General features: G+C 49.1%; 18 protein-coding genes. 8 read left to right on the top strand and 10 right to left on the bottom strand.

Translation table 11 applies throughout. The features are described from left to right. Positions 1-12: 12 nt before the first annotated feature. Both VP472_RS01905 and gerKA read right to left on the bottom strand, forming a co-directional pair. A complete protein-coding gene (locus tag VP472_RS01905; protein ID WP_025853769.1) occupies positions 13-1,239 on the bottom strand; it encodes a Ger(x)C family spore germination protein in 1,227 nt (408 codons plus the stop codon). After that, positions 1,226-2,866: a spore germination protein GerKA gene (gerKA, locus tag VP472_RS01900; RefSeq protein WP_146276105.1), complete on the bottom strand. Its 1,641-nt coding sequence runs from the start codon at positions 2,864-2,866 to the stop codon at positions 1,226-1,228. The genes VP472_RS01905 and gerKA overlap by 14 nt, the downstream gene beginning before the upstream one ends. Before the next feature lie 121 nt (positions 2,867-2,987). Here gerKA and VP472_RS01895 point away from each other — a divergent pair, with 121 nt between their 5' ends. Next, positions 2,988-3,209 carry a YczF family membrane protein gene (locus VP472_RS01895; RefSeq protein WP_063174352.1) on the top strand — a complete coding sequence of 74 codons (222 nt, stop codon included), beginning with the start codon at positions 2,988-2,990 and terminating at the stop codon, positions 3,207-3,209. A 92-nt stretch (positions 3,210-3,301) separates the two neighbouring features. Here VP472_RS01895 and VP472_RS01890 read toward each other — a convergent pair whose 3' ends face one another. Next, positions 3,302-5,047: a right-handed parallel beta-helix repeat-containing protein gene (locus VP472_RS01890; protein ID WP_146276103.1), complete on the bottom strand. Its 1,746-nt coding sequence runs from the start codon at positions 5,045-5,047 to the stop codon at positions 3,302-3,304. Positions 5,048-5,325: 278 nt separating this feature from the next. On the opposite strand from VP472_RS01890, the gene VP472_RS01885 reads away from it, so the two are divergent. Continuing rightward, a complete protein-coding gene (locus tag VP472_RS01885; RefSeq protein WP_003156366.1) occupies positions 5,326-6,804 on the top strand; it encodes a peptide MFS transporter in 1,479 nt (492 codons plus the stop codon). Between the two features lie 42 nt (positions 6,805-6,846). Here the strand turns inward: VP472_RS01885 and VP472_RS01880 are convergent, their stop codons facing one another. The 4 genes from VP472_RS01880 to VP472_RS01865 are packed head-to-tail and all read right to left on the bottom strand — an operon-like array spanning position 6,847 to position 9,597. Beyond that, positions 6,847-7,308, bottom strand: coding sequence for a hypothetical protein (locus VP472_RS01880; RefSeq protein ID WP_070081352.1), 462 nt, complete (start codon positions 7,306-7,308; stop codon positions 6,847-6,849). Beyond that, complete coding sequence (locus VP472_RS01875; RefSeq protein WP_016937281.1) at positions 7,308-7,535, bottom strand: non-oxidative hydroxyarylic acid decarboxylases subunit D; 228 nt, start codon at positions 7,533-7,535, stop codon at positions 7,308-7,310. Before VP472_RS01875 ends, VP472_RS01880 begins: the two co-directional genes overlap by 1 nt. 17 nt (positions 7,536-7,552) lie before the next feature. Beyond that, positions 7,553-8,974, bottom strand: a complete 1,422-nt coding sequence (bsdC, locus tag VP472_RS01870; protein WP_003156369.1) for a phenolic acid decarboxylase BsdC — start codon at positions 8,972-8,974, stop codon at positions 7,553-7,555. Between the two features lie 2 nt (positions 8,975-8,976). After that, complete coding sequence (locus VP472_RS01865) at positions 8,977-9,597, bottom strand: non-oxidative hydroxyarylic acid decarboxylases subunit B (RefSeq protein ID WP_146276101.1); 621 nt, start codon at positions 9,595-9,597, stop codon at positions 8,977-8,979. Between the two features lie 85 nt (positions 9,598-9,682). Between VP472_RS01865 and VP472_RS01860 the strand changes: the two genes are divergently transcribed. The 6 genes from VP472_RS01860 (at position 9,683) to VP472_RS01835 (ending at position 14,430) form a co-directional block, all read left to right on the top strand. Further along, entirely contained in the window at positions 9,683-10,555 is an 873-nt protein-coding gene (locus VP472_RS01860; RefSeq protein ID WP_063174349.1) for a transcriptional regulator BsdA, read from the top strand. Between the two features lie 128 nt (positions 10,556-10,683). Next, a complete protein-coding gene (gene tcyA / locus VP472_RS01855; RefSeq protein ID WP_003156373.1) occupies positions 10,684-11,481 on the top strand; it encodes a cystine ABC transporter substrate-binding lipoprotein TcyA in 798 nt (265 codons plus the stop codon). Further along, complete coding sequence (locus VP472_RS01850; protein WP_003156375.1) at positions 11,468-12,172, top strand: amino acid ABC transporter permease; 705 nt, start codon at positions 11,468-11,470, stop codon at positions 12,170-12,172. Before tcyA ends, VP472_RS01850 begins: the two co-directional genes overlap by 14 nt. A gap of 12 nt (positions 12,173-12,184) precedes the next feature. Continuing rightward, complete coding sequence (gene tcyC, locus VP472_RS01845) at positions 12,185-12,928, top strand: cystine ABC transporter ATP-binding protein TcyC (protein ID WP_003156376.1); 744 nt, start codon at positions 12,185-12,187, stop codon at positions 12,926-12,928. Between the two features lie 117 nt (positions 12,929-13,045). Continuing rightward, complete coding sequence (locus VP472_RS01840; RefSeq protein WP_439931280.1) at positions 13,046-13,657, top strand: YczE/YyaS/YitT family protein; 612 nt, start codon at positions 13,046-13,048, stop codon at positions 13,655-13,657. Between the two features lie 98 nt (positions 13,658-13,755). Then, a complete protein-coding gene (locus VP472_RS01835; protein WP_146276099.1) occupies positions 13,756-14,430 on the top strand; it encodes a 4'-phosphopantetheinyl transferase family protein in 675 nt (224 codons plus the stop codon). Positions 14,431-14,465: 35 nt separating this feature from the next. On the opposite strand, the gene VP472_RS01830 is transcribed toward VP472_RS01835, so the two are convergent. From VP472_RS01830 to srfAC, 3 genes are all read right to left on the bottom strand, one after another. Beyond that, positions 14,466-15,776, bottom strand: coding sequence for an aminotransferase class I/II-fold pyridoxal phosphate-dependent enzyme (locus tag VP472_RS01830; RefSeq protein ID WP_146276096.1), 1,311 nt, complete (start codon positions 15,774-15,776; stop codon positions 14,466-14,468). A gap of 121 nt (positions 15,777-15,897) precedes the next feature. Further along, positions 15,898-16,629 carry a surfactin biosynthesis thioesterase SrfAD gene (srfAD, locus tag VP472_RS01825; RefSeq protein WP_003156383.1) on the bottom strand — a complete coding sequence of 244 codons (732 nt, stop codon included), beginning with the start codon at positions 16,627-16,629 and terminating at the stop codon, positions 15,898-15,900. Between the two features lie 19 nt (positions 16,630-16,648). Then, positions 16,649-20,485: a surfactin non-ribosomal peptide synthetase SrfAC gene (srfAC, locus tag VP472_RS01820; RefSeq protein ID WP_146276094.1), complete on the bottom strand. Its 3,837-nt coding sequence runs from the start codon at positions 20,483-20,485 to the stop codon at positions 16,649-16,651. Between the last annotated feature and the right edge of the window lie 29 nt (positions 20,486-20,514).

Below are 20,514 nucleotides of genomic sequence, written 5' to 3'. Positions count from 1 at the left end.
TTTCCCCTCAAATCAATCATGCTCAAGCTTGTCTGAGAGAGGATTATTCCGCAAGCCCGTTCTTCTGATAATGACTTCCGTTTTGACATCTACGGGGAGATTGGGGAAATATTCTTCCTCCCACTTCCCTTTGAACTTTTTCCATTTGTCCGGATGCTTCCGATAGATCAGGTCTCCGAAGCCGACGAAGTCATTCTTACGGGCTTTTATATCTTCAATTGATTTGGTGATATCTTTGTCAAGCTGCACGCTGAGCGCCTTTTGCATCGTCATCAGCACTTGCGGATCAGACAGATGGAAAGGGTATCTGACAGCGTCCACCAGCCCCTCGACCTGAGCATGCACGTGAATATGCGGTTTTCCGTTCGGAAAAGTGGCCGTCACCTTTGTATTCTGGCGGGTGACCTGCAGACTGATTGCATGCTTCACGTTCTTCCAATCCGCATTGATGAACGTATGCTTGATCCTATTGAGCAGCCATACAGCCCCCACACTGTCGTCATCCTCAATCCAGTAATCCAGCCTCCCATCCTTTTTGAACACCGCCAGTCCGTCCGCTGACAGCACTGCTTTCGGTTCAGTCGTCTGCGTATTTTCCATTGTAGGGCCGGCTTTTTCGTCTCCGTGCATTTCATAACCCGGTATAAACGGCGACCCGGTCGGAGAAGCGAGATCAATCAGAACGTCCTGAAGGCTGGTTTTAATGACTCTGCCGTATTGTTCCTGCGTGAAGCTGAGCGTCTTGTTCACTTTATTGGAAGGGATTTTATCAATCGGCGTCAGCACTTTAATAATGTCTTCAGCCTTGCAATTATGCGCGATAACCGCGGTTGCGGTCGTCCTGAATTCGGTGTCGCGGTCAAGATTGTCCAGAATAAAACTGAGCCCTTCCTCTTTCGCCAGTTTTTCACTGAACACCACGAGATTCGTATGCGCAAAATAGAGCCTTCTGGACACTTTCATCGAGCCTTTTCTCAAAGCTTCCGTCATATTGTCTCCGGACACCGAATAGACGGAAACCGGAGGCCGGTCTCCCGCTCCGCCGCCCTGCAGACCGCCGGCCACGTTTCCCGGATTGATAATTTGCAAGTGAAGGACGTATTTTCCCGTTTCGGTCCGGTCAATACCGATGGCGGAGATCACAGCCAAATCAGTCAGCTCCCTTTTATCCCAGCATCCGGATACAAACATAAGGGAAACCATCGTACAAAGGATAAGTATCCATTTACGTCTTTTCATTACCGGCGCCCTCTTCTACATCTTTATTAACCATTCCTCTGGATGTCTCCGGTTTCGGTCTTTGATGTTCCCCTTCGCGCCTGTTGTTTTCCTGCACGAGCAGTTCCGGCCTTTTTTCATCCGCCCATAACGGAGCGCGGAGGATGGAATCCTTCAGCCCGCCCGGGGTCAAAGGAGCGAGCGGGGACATATACGGAAAACCGAATGAACGCAGGCCGCACAGATGGACGAACATCATGATAATGCCCAGAATCAGCCCGTAAAATCCCATGACCGCCGCTGACAGAATAAAGAGAAACCGGATCAGCCGCGCGGATATCGCCATGTCAAAAGCCGGGGTCGCAAAGCTGGCAATCGCCGTCAGCGCGACGACGATAACCATGGCCGGGGAGACGATGCCGGCCTGTACGGCGGCCTGGCCGATGACAAGCGCTCCGACTATGGAAACGGCGGAGCCGACAACTCTCGGAAGCCGGACACCCGCCTCCCTGAGAATCTCAAAGGCCACTTCCATCGTCAGCGCTTCAATCACGGCCGGGAACGGCACCGTCTCCCGCTGAGCCGCGATGACAATCAGCAGCTGCGTCGGAATCATTTCCTGGTGAAAGGTCGTCGCTGCCACATAAATCCCCGGCGCCACCAGTGAAATGAAGAAAATCAAAACCCGCAGCACCCTGATGCTTGTGGCGATATCAAATCGTGAATAATAATCCTCAACGGATTGAAAAAATTGAATAAATAAAGCCGGCGCGATGAGAACGAACGGCGTTCCGTCCACGATAATCGCAAATCGTCCTTCCAGCAGATTCCCCGCCACGACGTCCGGCCGCTCCGTATGATATACGGTGGGGAACACAGAAAACGGCGCGTCTTCAATGAGCTGTTCAATGTAGCCGGATTCCAGAATGCTGTCGATGTCAATGTGCTTCAGCCGCTTGCGGACTTCCTTAATCAGCTTTTTATCGCAAATTCCGTTAATATACATCAGCGCGACATCCGTATTCGTTTCGTGTCCGATCTCCATTTTTTCAACCCATACATCAGGCGTTTTTACATACCTGCGGATCATGGAAATATTGGTTTGCAGAGATTCAGTGAATCCCTGCCGCGGGCCGCGGAAAGAGACCTGAGTGCTCGGCTCTTGAATGGACCGGTGCTCGCCCCCTTCCGTGCTGGCGATCAGCGCCTTGTCAGCCCCGTCGACAAAAATGAGCGTGCTCCCCGCCACCAGCCCGGCATAAAGGCTTTTCCATTTTTCTTCCTCTTTCACCCCGCCGATCGCAAGCGTTTTATCGTATATCAGGCAGACCGCTTGTTTCGGCTGAACGGACGGGATGTCGATTAAATCCTCCAGAAGGGATTGACTGACAAGCTGTTCGTCTACCAAACCGGCGATATACACAATTGCGGCCGGAAGCTCTTCTTTTCCGATTTTCAGCCGGCGGATGACGACATCGGCACTGTTGCCGAACCTCTCAGACAGCTTCTTCATATTTTGCTTTAAGCTGAGGGAGATCGGCTCATCCCGCTCTTTGTCCGGCTGGCTGTCCGCTTCTTTTCTGCCTTCATTGTCACGGTCGTTTTGATCGGCTTTTTTTTGTTTCCTCTGCTTAAAAAATGGCGGCATATCGCAAAAAACCTTTCCTCGTTTTTTTCATATTCTTCCTGTACGGCAAAAGATTATGCACGCCGGAAAGTCTGTATAAGTTCTGCGTAATCGAAAAGGATAAAAAGGGAGAGTGATGCGCATGAAAATATTGGGAGTTTCATTTTTTTTGCTGACTGCCTGTCTGATCATTTCAGTAACGATGGATATGCTGCAAGGTTTCAGTTTCTATGGAGCGGTCCAAAACAACCTGTCCGCTTTTAAATTGACCACCTTCTCAGAATGGCTGATGCTGTTTTTATTCGCCCTCTTTTTAATCAGAGAAATGATCGCTTTATATAAATCAGGTAAAAAAGATGCCTGACAGGCGCACGGCTGTATTGTGTCAAAAAAGAACACATCCCTCATTCTCTTGGAGTTCATGTGTTCTTTTTATTTTTCCGGCGCAGATTGTTCTCAGATGACGATATTTCCGCTTTCCGTATCTGTCGCGTGTTTCACAATGACGCCTTTGATAATGCGGTTGCCGATGATTTTAGTACTTGCGGAGGAGCTGGTTTGGATGGCGGAAGCAGAAGCGGCGGAAAGGTTGTTGATGGTATTGCCCGAAACGAGGGAATTGGAGGCTCCGTTCAGATAGATGCCGATCGGGCTGCCCGCTGTTCGGTTGATCGTGAGCGTATTGTCTATGACTTCATGCGTGCCTGAGTTCAGATACACGGTAACGATAAGCGGTGATGATTCAAAGCGGTTGCTGATGACAGAGGTTCCCGAGGATGTTGAACTGAATACGGGATAGTTTTTATAGTTCTTAAAGAGATTGCCTTTGATGACAGCCCCGGCGTCATTTGTCACAGATACGGCATAGGACTCCGCGGCGCCCTGATACGCATTCGGGAGGAGCGTATTTCCTTCAATAACGGCATTTCCGCCTGTGACCCATATGCCCCGGCTGAACGATTTCAGCACATTTTGTTTTACAATGATACTGCCGGCCGACATGGTGATTCCGTCTGTCACCTGATTCAGAGTGTTATTCGTAAAGACGGCGTTTTCCGACAGCGTCGCCCGCATCCCCGTGCTTCGTCTCGTTTCGGAACGTCCGTTTTCAATGACATTGCCGTCAACGGTCACATCTTCTGCCTGATAGACGGAAATGCCCGTATTTTCAAATTGATTGATTTTGTTGTGGGTGACGAGGACGCTTTTTCCCCTTACATCTATTCCGGTGGAAAACCCGGTAATCAGATTGTTGGAAATGACGGCATTGCTGCTGTCCTGTCCTTGTGACACACCTTGTCCGGCGACTGCGGTCCTTGAGCCGCCGTCTGACCGAAAGAAGACATTCCCCGAAATGACGGTATGTGCCCCATACCCGTAGCTGATTGTGTTATCGGAATGATTTCCTTCAATTAACACATTATATCCGTTAAAATTGGTGACTGAGCTTGCGGCGTTTCCGGAAAAGAAGTTGTTGCGGACCGTAATATGAAGAGCTTCTTCATAATCAATATCGCCTTCTCCGTACGATTCAATATCGATTCCGAATTTCGGAGCCGTTCCGTTCCCTTGCCCGGCGTCTTCAATCACGCATTCTTCCACCGTAACGGTATTGCAGCCGGTGATTGAAATGTTGTTCCGCCTTGACTGCCTGATCTCACAGCGGCGGACGGTCACCTGTTCTGAAGTTTCGTAATCACTGTTTGTTTTTAACCCGAGCGGGCTGACAATTATGCCGTCTCCCGTAAAATCCGAAATCTTCACATTTTCGATCAGCACATTGCTGCTGCCTTCAATACAGATTCCAAACCCCCATTCATGGGTCGACCGCAAAGGGACATTGGTATACGTGTGTTCATCCCGTTCCCCGATGATCCGGCCGCCGGTGATGGTGACATTTTCACGCCTGCCTATATAGAAAGCCGAGTAGCCCCAGGAGCTGTTCGGCGCCACTTTAATCGTGCATTCCGGATCTAAAACGATGGTGAGATGGCTCGGCACGTTAATCCCGGCGTTCCGAAACGGCTGACTTCTGTCCCCGCCAAGCGTGCCGTTGATTTTATACGTTCCGGGCGGAAAAAACACCGTATGACAGCCTTCGCTGACGGCCCTGGCCAAGCATTGGTTGATGGCGCCCGTCACATCGGTTTTTCCGTCTGCCGCCACACCGCAATCCGTAATATCCAATATACGATTCGGCAAGTGATAATCTCCTCCTTCCTCTCTTATTGTCATCTTATTCCGCCATATCCCGCTCCGCCTGTACATACTTTAAATTTTATTAAAAAAGTTTATAAAGATAGTTTAGTCAGATAATATAACAAAATAAGTCATTGGAATCAGGAAAATTCGTCTATATTAAACGTTTTAATATCTTTTCATTCTGGAATTTTTTGAATTCAGTATAAATTATATTGACACAAGTATTATATAAGAATATGATTTTTGTAATACACTTTTTTAAGAAAGGGTTGGCTCAGGTGGCATCTATTGATAAGGAATCTATAACAGAAACTGTGCCGCAACGAGGCTTTTTCGGTCATCCCCGCGGCTTGTTCACACTGTTTTTCACCGAATTTTGGGAGCGTTTCTCCTACTATGGTATGAGAGCCATATTGCTTTACTATTTATACACGGAAGTCGCTCATGGCGGTCTCGGCTTTGATAAAACGACCGCAGTTGCCATCATGTCCATATACGGATCTCTCGTATATATGTCGAGCGTCATCGGCGGATGGCTGGCCGACCGGGTATTCGGCACGGCAAACACCGTATTTTACGGCGGAATTTTAATTATGTTCGGGCACATCGCTCTTGCCTTCCCCGGCAGCACGGCGGCGTTTTTTACCAGCATGGCTCTGATCATTATCGGAACCGGCCTGCTTAAACCAAACGTATCCAGCGTTGTCGGAGATTTATATACGAAGGAAGACGAGCGCCGCGACTCAGGTTTCAGCATCTTTTACATGGGGATCAACCTCGGCGGATTGCTTGCGCCGCTAATTGTCGGAACACTCGGACAGAAGTACAACTACCACTTAGGCTTCGGATGCGCCGCGGCCGGTATGTTCCTCGGACTGATTGTTTTCGCTCTTACGAGAAAGAAATACCTCGGCAAAGCAGGCTCCAATGTACCGAATCCGATTTCTAAATCATCAGTGATCGGCACGGGAATCGGAGTGGTCATCGCAGCAGCCGTTATTATCGTTCTGATTCAAACCGGCTGGCTGACGATCCAGCGTGTGATTGACACCGTCAGTATCCTCGGCATTGTCATTCCGGTTATTTACTTTATCGTGATGTTCACAAGCAAAAAAGCGACGAAAACGGAAAAATCACGGCTTGCGGCTTATGTTCCGCTGTTTATTGCAGCGGCAATGTTCTGGGCGATTCAGGAGCAGGGCGCGACGATTCTTGCTTTATATGCGGATCAGCGCACGAGACTTTCCTTTGCGGGCATGCATCTTGAGTCTTCATGGTTCCAGTCTCTGAACCCGTTATTCATCGTTATTTTCGCGCCGGTGTTCGCATGGATCTGGATGAAGCTCGGCAAACGCCAGCCTTCAACACCGATTAAATTCGCGATCGGCATTATCCTTGCCGGATTATCATTTTTAGTCATGGTGCTTCCGGTTATGGGCGGAAGCGGCGAGCTTGTGAGCCCGCTTTGGCTTGTGCTCAGCTTCCTTTTGGTTGTGCTTGGTGAGCTTTGCCTTTCACCGGTCGGTTTATCCGTCACAACGAAACTTGCGCCTGCAGCTTTCTCAGCGCAGACGATGAGTATGTGGTTTTTAACAAACGCCTGCGGTCAAGCCCTGAACGCAAAAGTAGTCGGTTTGTTTGATAAGATTTCTGAAGCGGCCTACTTCGGCTCAATCGGTCTTGTTTCGATCATTCTCGGTATTATTTTAATTCTTCTGTCTCCCGTCATTAAACGGGCGATGAAAGGCGTACAATAAAAGAAAAGCCTGCGGAATCGTCCGCAGGCTTTTTTTGTGCGTCTATCGTTTTAACTCCTCAAGTGTTTCTCTCCATCTCTTCAGGACATCTTCCGGTTCGTGGAGCTGGATGGCCGGTCCGGATGTCAGATCCGCGTATTTCGCCCGATCTTCCTTGACGGTGATCACGCGGCAGCTGAACCGTTCCCGCTCGTGTTTCGCCTCTTTCAGCGGCGGAAGCGCCTTACATTCCAATGTGACGTAATATGCGGCTCCACCGTGCCAGGCGATGAAAAGAGCTTGTCCCGAATGCAGAAGGCTGCTTACGGTCGTGGTGTTTTTCCATAAGGCGAGCCGGAGATTTGTTCTACTCACGGCCGCGATTTCACCGGCGCTGATCATGGCCGCGTGCGGACGTCCTTCTTTTGTCACGGATTGGAGCACAAATGCGTCGTGCTGCTTTTTTTCAAGCTCCGTTCCGTCTAAAAGCGTGTAAAGCGCCTCCGGCAAGTGCTCCGTCAGCATTACGCTTTTCTTTCCGGGACAGCGGGAACATGTGTGGCCGTCTCCGTTTCTTTCGGATCGATTTTAAATGCCGGGTTGAATGCCGCCGGATTCGTGATGCTTTCCGGTTCACAGGATCTCCATGTGAAAAAGCAGGTTTGGCATTGGTATATTTCCCAAGCGCCTTTGACCGGCGATTGGCTGACGGTTTCTCCTTTTTTCGATTCACAGCGCGGGCATGTTTTCATAGCAACCTCATCCTTTCTTATTGATTCATTAAGTCCATCAGTTTTTGTTCCCACTCTTTCGTTGTCAGCGGGGAATCAAGCGGCTGCGAATAATGGCCTCTTGTTTCCGGCGCGACAGGCGTCGTGGCGTCAAGAATCATTTTGTGTGTCATCCCTGCCGGATCAGACCCCGGGTCAAGCGGAAGGACGGACAGATCAGGAATGATGACTGCATCGTGTTTCGGATGCATTTTCGTTGAGAGCGCCCACATGACTTGCGGCAGGTTAAACGGATCGACATCCTCATCCACGACAATGACCATTTTGCAGTAGCCGAGTCCGTGCGGCGTCGTCAGGGCGCGCATGCCGACTGCCTTGGCAAATCCGCCGTAGCGCGTTTTCGTGGAAATAATGGCGATCAGCCCGTGCGTATACATCGCATTCACGGCGACGATTTCGTTCGGGTAGGCTTCCTTCAGCTGCTGGTAAAGCGGCACGCACGTATTAATGCCGATCATATAGTCGCACTCCGTCCACGGCATGCCTAAGTATAAATGTTCAAAAATCGGATTGTTTCTATGATATACCCGTTTGATTTTGATGACCGGCATGCTGCGGCCGCCTGAATAATGGCCCGTGAACTCACCGAAAGGTCCTTCGTATTCCCGTTCTCCCGCAAGGATCTCTCCTTCCAGAACGACTTCCGCGCCCCAAGGGATGTCTAAATCAGACAATTTAGATTTAACGATTCTGTAGGGCTCCCCTTGAATCGCGCCGGCCATTTCATACTCGGATTGATCGTATAACAGCGGAGTTGATGCAGCCGTCGTAATCACCGGCTCACAGCCGAGCGCGATCGTAACGGGAAGATTCACGCCGCGTTCTTCAGCTTGGCGAAGATGAATCGCAATATCATGCTGAGGCACGGGCTGAATGCCGAGGCGGTCTTTTCCCTTTACCTGCATTCTGTAAATGCCGACATTCTGCTTGCCGAAATTGTCCGGATCTTCAAGATCGCGGGAAATGACGCACGCTTTATCCAAATAGTAGCCGCCGTCCCCCTGGTTGATTCTGAATAGCGGAAGGATGTCAAAAAGGTTGATATCTTCCGTTATTTCATTTTCATGAAACGGCGCGGTTTCTTCCCGTTTGACCGGCACCGGAAATGCATCGTACCGTTTGGCAAACTCAAAGAATTGTTCTTTTACAGGCGTATCTTTCGGCATGCCGAGCATCATCGCGTGATTCGGCCACGAGCCGATGACATTCAGAGCCACCTGCGCATCGTGATGTCCGTAAATATTGTTAAACAAAAGCGCAGGGGTTTTATCCCCGAGATTGCTGGCTGCACGCGCGGCGGCGCCCAGGTCCGGCTCCGGTTTTACCTCTTCGTTGACGGTTAAGAGCTGCCCTTCTTTTTCAAGAGCGGCGAGAAATTCCCTAAAATCCTGATAGGCCATTATCAGATTCCTCCTTTTTGTTTTTCAATTCCGTACCACCGTTTCGCTTCCGGCAGACGGATGCCGAACTGATCGAGCGTCCGGAACACAATATGGTCTATCAATTCATCCATGTCAGCCGGCTTGTTATAGAATGCCGGCATCGGCGGAAGAATGACGGAACCCATTTTTGTAAGCGCTAGCATATTTTCTAAATGGATTTGGCTGAGCGGCGTTTCTCTTGTCAGCAGCACAAGTTTTTTCCGCTCCTTCAAGATGACGTCAGCCGCCCTTGTCAGCAGATTGTCAGCCATTCCGGTGCGGATGCTTGCCAGTGATTTCATGCTGCACGGAGCGATGATCATCCCGTCCGTTTCAAACGAGCCGCTTGAAATCGCCGCTGCCTGGTCTTTGTGAGAATACGAATAGGATGCGAGTTTCTCGACATCTTTTAACGTATAATCGGTTTCATGTGTTATGGTGACATTTGCCCAAGGAGATACGACAAGATGGGTTTCGATCTCCGCGGCTTGTAAATATTCTAAAAGCCTGATCCCGAATATGGCCCCCGTTGCCCCGGTCATTCCGATGACGAGCTTCATATTGACCCCTCCTTTACGGTTGAAATGTGGTGTCAAATCCATCATACTCCTGATATATCCATATGAAAAATATTCGTTAAATCTATGTATCATACCTTAAAGGTATAATAGAAAGGAGCGCGTTCTCATGGATATCCGGCAATTGCGTTATTTCATCACCATTGCCCAAGAGCAGAAAATCACGACGGCCGCCAAAAAGCTTCATATGGCACAGCCGCCTTTAAGCAGACAGCTGAAACAGCTCGAAGAAGAATTGGGCGTCATTCTGTTTGACCGCAATAAAAAGAAACAAATGACCCTCACATATGAAGGAAATGTCTTTTTGAAAAGAGCGAAAGAGATTCTTCATAAGTTTGAGGACGCTATAATCGAGGTACAAGAGCTGAAGGAGGAGGTGGCCGGGACACTTGCCGTCGGGTCAACCATTTACTGCGCAGCGCTCATGCTTGAGAAAGTGTCACAGATGAAAGAGCGGTTTCCGCATCTCACCTTTAACATTTGGGAAGATGAGCCCGTCTCACTGCTCGAGCTTCTGGAAACCCGGCAGATTGACGCCGCCGTCACCACCACCTTGATTAAAAACGACGGCATTGAATCGAAGGAGCTTGAAGACATTCCGTGTGTATTGGTGCTGTCCGAGCATTCAAAACGACTGTGCGGAGAAACGATTAAACTGAGTGACATTGCCTCTTTGCCTCTGATCCTTTTGCGCACCGTCAATGGAAGAGGTGTGTATGACCAAGTCCTCCATGTTTGTGAACAGTACAGTCTCGACCTTCAGGTTGTCTGTGAATGCCATGACTCCGCGACGCTCTTGAGCCTCGTATCATCAGGATTCGGCGCCACGATTCTGCCTTTGACGATGATTCCCGTCCATATGCGCTCGCATGTCAAAACGGTTATCATCGAAGACAACCCGTTTGTCATGACACCGGCCGTCATCTGGAGAAAAGACAGCTACCTGCCGAAGCCTGTCAGACAGTTTTTGGAATTATTTTGATCCGGAACACGATGAATTCCCGCTTATGAAAACCAATTACTTGACTCATACTAAAAAAAAGTTATCCTTTACAATTGGGAGCTATTTTTTCTCAATAAAACTACTCAGAAAAGTGGGGAATAAAGAAGATGAAAAAAGCATTATTCGCTTTGTTCATGATGGTCAGCATCGCAATGCTTGCAGCCTGCGGAAACTCACAGGACAGCGGATCTAAGTCAAAAGACGGCGATCTTTGGGCTTCTGTCAAGAAAAAAGGCGTACTGACCGTCGGTACAGAAGGAACGTACGAACCGTTTACCTTCCATGATAAAAAGACTGACAAACTGACCGGATATGATGTTGAAGTGATTCAAGAAGTCGCGAAACGCCTCGGTCTGAAAGCTGACTTTAAAGAAACACAATGGGACAGCATGTTTGCCGGTTTAAACGCGAAACGGTTTGACGTCGTCGCCAACCAAGTCGGCAAAACAGGCCGAGAGAACCAATATGATTTTTCTGATAAATACACAACGTCAAATGCAGTCGTCGTGACGAAAAAAGACAGCACGATTGCGAAAGAGGCTGATGTCAAAGGAAAAACAGCGGCTCAGTCATTAACAAGCAATTACAATAAATTAGCGAAAGAAGCCGGCGCGAAAATTGAAGGCGTTGAAGGCATGGCGCAATCCCTTCAGCTCATTCAGCAGGGCCGCGCTGATCTGACTTATAACGATAAGCTTGCCGTACTGAACTACTTAAAAACGTCCGGCAATAAAAACGTGAAAATCGCGTTTGAAGCAGGCCAGCCGCAGCAGACGTATTTCGCATTCCGAAAAGGAAGCGGCGAACTTGTGACTCACGTCAACAAAGCGTTAAAAGAAATGAAAGAGGACGGGACTCTTTCTAAAATAGCGAAAAAATGGTTCGGCGAAGATGTTTCTAAGTAACATGCCGGAACCCGTGATTGCAACAGCCATTCCGTGGGATTTGGTGCAGCAGTCATTCTGGCCGATTCTTTCCGGGGGAATCTATTATTCGATTCCCCTTACCATTCTTTCCTTTATTTTCGGAATGATCATCGCGCTGATTACGGCGCTCGCCAGAATGTCAAATATGAAACCATTGAGATGGGTGTTCAGCGTATACGTATCAGCGGTGCGCGGCACTCCTCTTCTCGTTCAATTGTTCATCATTTTTTATCTGTTCCCGACATTTAATATTACGCTGGACCCTTTCCCAAGCGCAGTCATCGCGTTTTCATTAAACGTGGGCGCCTATGCTTCTGAAATCATCCGGGCATCTATTTCATCCGTGCCGAAAGGGCAATGGGAAGCCGGTTATACGATCGGCATGACCTATCGCAAGACATTGTTCCGCGTGATCCTGCCGCAGGCGTTTCGCGTGTCCATTCCGCCATTATCAAATACATTTATCAGCCTGATCAAGGATACATCTCTCGCGTCACAGATTCTCGTCGCGGAGCTGTTCAGAAAAGCGCAGGAAATCGGCGCGCAAAACCTTGATCAAATCTTGGTCATCTATATTGAAGCCGCCTTTATTTATTGGATCATCTGCTTCTTGCTGTCAATCGTACAGCACGTGATCGAACGGCGTCTCGACCGTTACGTGGCCAAATAAGGAGGTTTCGATATGCTTTCCGTCAAAGGATTAAATAAATCATTCGGACAGAATGAAATTTTAAAAAAGATAGATATGGAGATAGAAAAAGGGAAAGTCATCGCCATTCTGGGGCCGTCCGGTTCAGGAAAAACGACGCTTCTGCGCTGTCTGAACGCGCTTGAGATTCCCAATCGCGGCGAGCTGGCATTCTCCGATTTTTCAATAGATTTCTCTAAAAAAGTGAAGCAGGCTGATATTCTCCGCCTCCGCCGCAAATCAGGCATGGTCTTCCAGGCGTATCATCTGTTTCCTCACCGCACGGCGCTTGAAAACGTCATGGAAGGACCCGTTCAAGTGCAAAAGCGCGACAAGGAGCAAGTCAGAAAAGAAGCGATAGAGCTTCTGGAAAAAGTCGGACTGAAAGACAAAATGGATTTATATCCGTTCCAGCTTTCCGGCGGTCAGCAGCAGCGGGTCGGCATCGCCCGCGCGCTTGCGATTCAGCCCGAGCTGATGCTGTTTGACGAACCGACGTCAGCACTTGATCCGGAGCTGGTCGGCGAGGTGCTCAAAGTGATTAAGGATTTGGCGAACGAAGGCTGGACGATGGTCGTCGTCACCCATGAAATCAAATTCGCGCAGGAAGTGGCTGATGAAGTCATCTTCATTGACGGCGGCGTCATTGTGGAACAAGGACCGCCGGCCCAGATTTTTTCCGCGCCGAAAGAAGAACGCACGCAGCGGTTTTTAAACCGTATACTGAATCCTTTGTAGGAGCCGGAGAAGAAGCGAAACACTGATTTCGCTTCTTCTTTTTTTTGGCGGTTATGCTACAATGAAAATTAATGAAATTTTATGAAAGAAGGGACCTCTTTGAAGCGGGAATTCTTGATGCGCTGGACGTTTTATTTTGCCGGTCTGTTGATTTTGTCTTTCGGGGTATCGTTAACCATTAAAGGAAAAGCTCTCGGCATCAGCCCTTGGGATGCCTTTCATTATGGGCTTTTTCAGCATTTCGGGCTATCTGTCGGCCAATGGTCCATCTTGGTCGGCGCGGTCATCGTGGCTTTAACCTGCCTGTTCACGAGGACACTCCCGAAAATCGGCGCTATCTTAAACATGGTGCTGATGGGAATGTTTATTGATTTCTTCTCGTTTCTGCTTCCTGAGGTGCACGCTTTTTCCTTAGCGGCCGTGTTTTTTTCTATCGGATTGCTGCTGATCGGCTGCGGCGTCGGTATTTACGTATCGGCTGGGCTCGGCGCGGGCCCCCGGGACTCTCTGATGATGCTGATATCTGAAAAAACGGGCTGGAACGTGCAATGGGTGCGGAACGGCATTGAGCTGACGATTCTTGCCGCAGCCTGGGTGATGGGCGGACCGATCGGCGCCGGAACCATTATTACGGCTGTTTTGACGGGGCTGATTCTGCGTTTTTCTTTGCCGCAGTCCTCTAAACTGTTAACATACGCGATCTCCGGGCGGGCAACGTCCGTGCATTAAAAACAAAGCCGAAACGGTTTTGTTTTTTTATTTTCGGACAGCTTTCGTTTGATATGATAGGATGGTTTTGACAATATTTTCAGACGGAGGATCTGGACATGAAGATTTACGGAGTATATATGGACCGCCCGCTTTCTGCAGGGGAAGAGGATCGGATGATGACGGCCGTGTCCGCTGAAAAGCGGGAAAAATGCCGGCGCTTTTACCATAAGGAGGATGCTCACCGCACCTTGATCGGCGACATGCTGATCCGCACCGCTGCGGCGAAAGCTTACGGACTTGATCCGGCCGCGATTTCATTCAGCGTCCAGGAATACGGAAAGCCGTACATCCCCGCGCTTCCGGACATGCACTTTAATATTTCCCACTCCGGGCGCTGGATCGTGTGTGCCGTTGATTCAAAACCGATCGGCATTGATATTGAAAAAATGAAGCCCGGCACGATTGATATCGCCAAACGTTTTTTTTCGCCGACGGAATACAGTGATCTGCAAGCGAAACACCCCGATCAGCAGACCGATTATTTTTACCACCTGTGGTCGATGAAAGAAAGCTTTATCAAGCAGGCCGGAAAAGGGCTTTCCCTGCCGCTTGATTCATTCAGCGTCCGCCTCAAAGACGACGGCCATGTGTCCATTGAGCTCCCGGACGGACATGAACCATGTTTCATCCGCACATATGATGCGGACGAGGAATATAAGCTGGCCGTTTGTGCGGCGCATCCCGATTTTTGTGACGGGATTGCGATGAAAACGTATGAAGAGCTGCTGTAAGCATAGAAAAAGGAGGGTCTCCCCCTCCTTTTTTGTCAGCTTGATATTTCCGCCTGTTTCTGCAGCTGCTTTGCTTCTTGATAAATTTCTTCGAACAGATCCGCGATGTGTTCTTCTTCAACACATGAAAATGCGATTCGCAAATCGGTTTCATTAATGGATATCGTCCCGATTCCTCTCTTTTCAAGCAGCGACACTCTCAATTCGCCGGCGTTTATGTCTTTCAGCCGGACACACATGAAATAACCCGAGTTAAACGGATAAGGTGTCCATACGTCTTCATAGTGCTTGTTTTCTGCAAGAACGGCTTTCACTTTGTCAGCCCGTTTTTTCATGATGTTATATTTCAGCGATTTTTCTTTCTCATATTCCGGTGACTGCATCGCCCGCAGCATAAACGTTTGGGACGGATGCGGGGCGCTTGAAATCGTTCCCCTGATAATCCCTTTTGTTTTTTCCTCGAGCACGCGCAGCGCTTTTTCGCTTTTTGTGCTGTACGTAATAAAACCGACGCGGAAGCCCCACGCGTAATTTTCCTTCGTCGCGCCGTCTATTTTTACGCAAAGCACCCGGTCGTGCACTTGGGCGAGTTTGCTGAAGATGGATTCCTGAATGGCTGTTTCATCGTAAAACAGATTGTAATACGCATCGTCTACGAGCATGACAATCTCTTTGCCGGCCTCCGCCGCCTCCAGGATCACGCTGACGATTTCTGCCGCTTCCTCTTCTCCCGGCGTATAGCCTGTCGGATTATTCGGGAAATTCAGCACGACAATCGCCTTTTCTTCCTGCTTTTTCAGCAGCTCGGACAGCCCCGCCGCATTAAAACGCCCATCCTGATGAAAAAGCGGGTACGTCTCAATGGATGCCTTGCGCCGGACACCGAAAATGAAATTGTAATTTCCCCAATATTTATCAGGCAGAAGCAGCGCATCCCCTTCATTGACGAACAAGTCGGCGGCAATGCTCAGCCCGTGTGTTAAAGCGTTTGTCACGATCGGCGTGCTGATATCTTTGCCGGCTAATGAAGGATTTTCGAGACGCATTTTTTTCAGCCATTCCTGTCTGAGCGGCTCTTTTCCCTGCGGCGGAGCATAATCGTAGATATCATCGGGGTTATAGGCGGACAATGTCTCTTGAATATGGGAAAAGTGCATGGACTCGCCTTGTGAGGTGGCAATCCCGATCGTGGCATTATACTTTCCGGCCTTGGCTTTCGCTTCCGCCGATTGTGTCAGCACCCCTTTCGGATAAAACAACTCTCTGCCCAAATCAGAAAGCATATGAAGCACGTGCGGGTTTTCTTCAGATAATGTTCTGTTCAGCTCTTTTGCTGCATCATTCATGTACGACAATCCCTTCAAAATTATATTCCATCAAATCATAACATAAAATTTTTGATAAATGAGAAAACTCACGGGCAGATTTTGTTACAAAAAACAGACAGCGAATGCTGTCTGTCATCTCCTATAACAATTGGCCTGCAGTGCTCCTGTTAATAATCTCATATATTCGTTCCGCCACTTTTTCAGTTTCACTTAATATGAACATGTGGCCGTCCGAAAACTCATGAAATACGGGATTGTCGGCCCATTTTTTCCATCCGTCCGCATCTTTGATACATTTTTTATCTTTCCGCCCGTTAAAAATATGGACGGGTGATTGAATCATGTGAGAATCAGACGGACGGAAGCTTTCAAGCGCGCGGTAGTCGGATCTGAAAGAAGGCAGGAAAAATGACATGACCTCCTTATTCTCCACTAACTCCTGCGGCATTCCGCCCAGCTCGATAATATGGGCGAGAAATTTTTCATCATCAAGATGAGACACTTTTTTCCTTTCAATATGCGGCGGCTGAATGGCTGAGATGATCACGGCCTGCGGGTAAATCCCCTCCCGCTCCAGCTTTTGAGCCAGCCTGAAAGCGACCATGCCTCCCATACTGTGGCCGAACAGGACAAACGGGCGGTCAGGATGGAGATTCAACTCCTGCTTGTACAAGCTGACAAGCTGTTCAAAATCTTCAACGGCGGACATTTGATTTGTTCCGTGTCCCGGCGGTTCCGCGGCGAGCATCTCACACTCACCTTGAAGATAGGTGTGGAGCGGGCGGAATGATGCGGAATAGCCTCCTGCGAACGGAAAACAGATGAGCTGCGTTTTTTCTGTGGTATCGAACGATTTAAAGAGCTGGACCATTAGCGGGCTTCCTCCTTTTCTATCGTGAAGCTGTCAGCTTCGGATGTTCCTTCCTTAGGAATTCGAGCAAATATGCCGCATTCCTTTCGAGACATTCTCCCTGAAGCATTTCTGCGTGAGTGCCGCAGCCTTTTTTCACACGGTATTCACCTGTCGTGGCTTCCTCCCACGAAGCGAGCCACGGCGGCATCGCAAAGTCCGGTTCTGACGTTAATAGATCTATATCCGCATTGACCGTGCCGGTGCTGACGGTATGCACGAAATAAGAATAAAACGCGTTTGTTTTTTTGGCGAGACCTTCCTTGACGGCTTCGTCATTCAGCGCTTCGTTATCCCGGTTTACCTTCATCAGCGCCTGGACATCGCTTTCTACGGTGCGGCCTTCCAAGTCGCTGACGCCTTGTTTTTTATAAGAATCAACCATGATCAGCCGCTCCACTTTACGTCCTTCGGATTCAAGCCGTTTGGCCGTTTCAAAGGCGAGCGTGCAGCCAGCCGAGTATCCGAACAGCTTGACCGGTCCTTCCGGCTGGAGCTGATTGATCAGCTCTGTGTAGCGTTCGACGCGGTTGTCTTCCTCGATAAAATCAAACGCACAGATTCTATAGCCGGACAGCTGTTTTGCCAGCGGCTGGTACATCAGCCCGTAACCGAGAACCGGCGGGAACGCAAACAGTGTGTCAGACTGATTTTTATTCATGATGGTGAGATCTTTCATTCCTTTTTCTTCACCGTGAAGCAGATAACCGGCAATGTCTGCGATTGTCGTCGCTTCGAATAACAGCTGCACCGGGATGTCCGTACCGAGCTCTTTTTTAATGCGTGACGCTGCCGTCATCGCTTTTAAGGAATGGCCTCCGAGCGCGAAGAAATCATCATGAATCCCGATCTGCTGTCTGCCGAGAATCTCGGACCAGATGTGTGCAATCGTTTCTTCCGTCGCGTTTCGAGGCCCGATCCATTCTTTTGCCGCCTGAGCCTGATCCGGTTTCGGCAGCTGCCGTTTATTGACCTTCCCGTTTGTCGTTAAAGGAAGCTCCTCTAAGAAAGTAAAGGTTTGCGGCACCATGTAAGCAGGAAGCTGTTTTTTCAAGTGCCTCTTTACGTCTTCAGCTGAAAGCGGCGTCCGGTTCACGAGATAGGCGTTGATTGATGCATCTCCGGACTCATGGCGGTCTGCAACAACGACCGCATCTTTCACACCCGGGTATTCCTGCAGCTGCTTTTCGATTTCTTCAAGTTCAATCCGGTGTCCGCGTATTTTGACCTGGTCGTCAATACGCCCGGCGTATTCAATCGTTCCATCCGGCAGCCATCGTGCTAAATCCCCTGTTCGGTAAAGCGTTTCTCCCGGCTTGAACGGATTTGGGATAAACGTTTGCTTCGTCAGGTCGTGACGGTTCAGATACCCTTTTGATACACCCATTCCGCTGATGCACAGTTCACCGACAGCTCCGAACGGCTGAAGCTGGTTTTGCCTGTTAAGAATATAAATACTTGCATTGCTGATCGGCTTTCCGATCGGCAATGAGGAAATGGAATCCGGTATATCATGCACGATGTGAGCTGTCGCAAACACCGTTCCCTCAGTCGGCCCGTAGCAATTAATCAGCTTGCCAGGCCCCATGATCTCAAGCGCCTTTCTGACGTGAGGCACAGACGCGCGCTCACCCCCGAATAACACACAGCGGAGCCCCTTCAGCCACTCCTCTCCCGCATCGGTGAGAAGATTAAAAAGTGCGGTTGTCGCAAACATGACATTGACATTCTCCTGCCGGATCAGATCAGTGAGCCGTTCTGTATCAAGCAGTGTATGTTCATCTGCGATAATGAGCCGTGCCGCATTCAGTATTGATGCGTAGAAATCAAAAGTAAATGCGTCAAAGGCGTAATTCGAAACAGATAAGAACGTATCTTGTTCAGAAAATGCCATATAGTCTACATGCTTGACCAATCCTTGTATATTGGCATGAGTGGTGATATTGCCCTTCGGCTTTCCGGTTGTGCCGGACGTATACATAATATACGCCGGATCATCGGGATCAATTGCGGCTGCAGGATCGCTTGCCTGTTCCTCAAACCGTGCTTGATCATCGATGATGAGTGTTGTTCCTGTATACGGCAGCTGAGCCGCTTTTTCTTTCATCTCCTGATGTGTCAGCAGACAGGCTGCCGCACTGTCAGTCAGCATGTACGAGATTCGGTCCTCCGGCAGCATCGGATCAACCGGCAGATAAGCCGCTCCTGCTTTTAATACGCCGAGAATGCCGATCACCAGTTCAAGCGAGCGCTTCGTGTACAACGCGACAACGGTGTCTTTACCCGCACCTTGCTTTTGCAAACGGCGCGCAAGACGGTTCGCTTCCTCATCTAATTCGCGATAGGAAAGAGTCTGGCCGGAATACGTAAGCGCCGGTGCATCAGGATTTACATTCACCGCTTCCTTGAACCAATCCGTCAGAGGCTTCGCCTGATGAGTCTGAGCCGGCGGGTTTAAGCCGGTAAGCAGAAGCTCTCTTTCCTTTTCATCAACAAGTCTGATCGTATTGACAGGCTGATCCGGCTTCTGGATGAGCTGCTGAATCGCTGTAAGAAGCTGAGATTTTAAGCGCAGGATAAACGCCTCATCAAACACATTCCCGTTATAGGCAAGCTTAATCAGCATCTCATCACCTGGAGAAGCCATCAGGTTGAGATCATAATTCGATTTCTCAAAAACATGGACGTCCTCCATATCAAAGCCATTTTCACTGCTTTCTTCATTTTTTGCATCCTGAAGCGGATAATTTTCAAACACAATGATGTGGTCAATCAGCTTTGGCTGATCGGCCTGGCTTTGGATGTCATAGAGCGGCACATATTGATGAGGCTCAGACTGCAGCGATTGCTCCTGCAGCTGCTTGAGCAAGCCGTTAAATGTGGTATCCTCAGACAGCTTCACCCGCCTCGGGACAGCATTGATAAACAGCCCGACCATATGTTCAACGCCTTTGATTTCTGCGGGACGCCCGGAAACGACTGTGCCGAAGATCAAATCGCCGGACTGCTGGTAGCGGCTGATTAATACACTCCAAACCGCCTGCAGCGCTGTACTCAAAGTGGTATGCTGCGATTTTGCAAGCTCGGTAAATGCTTTTGTTTCCGCCTCCGGCAGTGAGAAGAGCAGCTCTTTCGGCTCATAGCCGTCCTTTTGTTTCTTTCTTTGCTCCGCAAATGTCGTTTGTCCTTCAAAATCTTCTAAGTACCCGCGCCAGTAATGCAGTGATGCTTGTTTATCCTGCTTTTCAAGCCACTTGATATAGTCTTTATACGGTTTGACCGGCGGCAGGCTGTACGGCTTTTGTTCGCGCAGGGCATTGTATACCTTAAACAGATCCTGCACGACGATGCCGAAGCACCAGCCGTCCAAAATGATGTGGTGGTAGCTCCACACCCATTCAAAGCTTTCTTCCGATTTTTTGAATATGGCTGCCCGCATCGGAATATCCCGCGTCAAATCAAACCCCTTGATCTTATCCTGTTCTTTGTATTCATTAATTTTGGATGCTTGCTCGCTGCCCGTTAAGTGTGTCAGATCGATTTCTTCTATCTGAAACTGCCGTTTTTTCAATACGACTTGGACCGGCCTTTTTACTTTTTCGTGAATGAACACGGTACGAAATACGTCGTACCGGTCCATGATCACATTCATGCTTTCTTCAAGGCATTTAATATTCAAGCTGCCTTTTACTTTCATTGTCATTTGTTCGATGTAAAAGCTTTGGCCGGGATTCAGGAGAGTATGAAACAGCATTCCCTCCTGCATCGGCGACAAATAATACATGTCCTGAACTTGATCTTTTTTGAACTGGCTCATCTGCTCCGCTCCCCCCTTCTGTTAACTGT

This window comes from Bacillus sp. MT(2024) (assembly GCF_036362845.1).
GTDB lineage: Bacteria > Bacillota > Bacilli > Bacillales > Bacillaceae > Bacillus > Bacillus velezensis.
Note: the sequence above shows the minus strand (reverse complement) of the source record. Positions and strands in the feature narration are given on the sequence as shown.

What these genes read in the sequence shown, in the direction of transcription:
- VP472_RS01905 (WP_025853769.1), bottom strand. Translation starts at nt 1,239, where the DNA reads ATGAAAAGACGTAAATGGATACTTATCCTTTGTACGATGGTTTCCCTT.
- gerKA (WP_146276105.1), bottom strand. Translation starts at nt 2,866, where the DNA reads ATGCCGCCATTTTTTAAGCAGAGGAAACAAAAAAAAGCCGATCAAAAC.
- VP472_RS01895 (WP_063174352.1), top strand. Translation starts at nt 2,988, where the DNA reads ATGAAAATATTGGGAGTTTCATTTTTTTTGCTGACTGCCTGTCTGATC.
- VP472_RS01880 (WP_070081352.1), bottom strand. Translation starts at nt 7,308, where the DNA reads ATGCTGACGGAGCACTTGCCGGAGGCGCTTTACACGCTTTTAGACGGA.
- VP472_RS01875 (WP_016937281.1), bottom strand. Translation starts at nt 7,535, where the DNA reads ATGAAAACATGCCCGCGCTGTGAATCGAAAAAAGGAGAAACCGTCAGC.
- bsdC (WP_003156369.1), bottom strand. Translation starts at nt 8,974, where the DNA reads ATGGCCTATCAGGATTTTAGGGAATTTCTCGCCGCTCTTGAAAAAGAA.
- VP472_RS01865 (WP_146276101.1), bottom strand. Translation starts at nt 9,597, where the DNA reads ATGGATTTGACACCACATTTCAACCGTAAAGGAGGGGTCAATATGAAG.
- VP472_RS01860 (WP_063174349.1), top strand. Translation starts at nt 9,683, where the DNA reads ATGGATATCCGGCAATTGCGTTATTTCATCACCATTGCCCAAGAGCAG.
- tcyA (WP_003156373.1), top strand. Translation starts at nt 10,684, where the DNA reads ATGAAAAAAGCATTATTCGCTTTGTTCATGATGGTCAGCATCGCAATG.
- VP472_RS01850 (WP_003156375.1), top strand. Translation starts at nt 11,468, where the DNA reads ATGTTTCTAAGTAACATGCCGGAACCCGTGATTGCAACAGCCATTCCG.
- tcyC (WP_003156376.1), top strand. Translation starts at nt 12,185, where the DNA reads ATGCTTTCCGTCAAAGGATTAAATAAATCATTCGGACAGAATGAAATT.
- VP472_RS01840 (WP_439931280.1), top strand. Translation starts at nt 13,046, where the DNA reads ATGCGCTGGACGTTTTATTTTGCCGGTCTGTTGATTTTGTCTTTCGGG.
- VP472_RS01835 (WP_146276099.1), top strand. Translation starts at nt 13,756, where the DNA reads ATGAAGATTTACGGAGTATATATGGACCGCCCGCTTTCTGCAGGGGAA.
- VP472_RS01830 (WP_146276096.1), bottom strand. Translation starts at nt 15,776, where the DNA reads ATGAATGATGCAGCAAAAGAGCTGAACAGAACATTATCTGAAGAAAAC.
- srfAD (WP_003156383.1), bottom strand. Translation starts at nt 16,629, where the DNA reads ATGGTCCAGCTCTTTAAATCGTTCGATACCACAGAAAAAACGCAGCTC.
- srfAC (WP_146276094.1), bottom strand. Translation starts at nt 20,485, where the DNA reads ATGAGCCAGTTCAAAAAAGATCAAGTTCAGGACATGTATTATTTGTCG.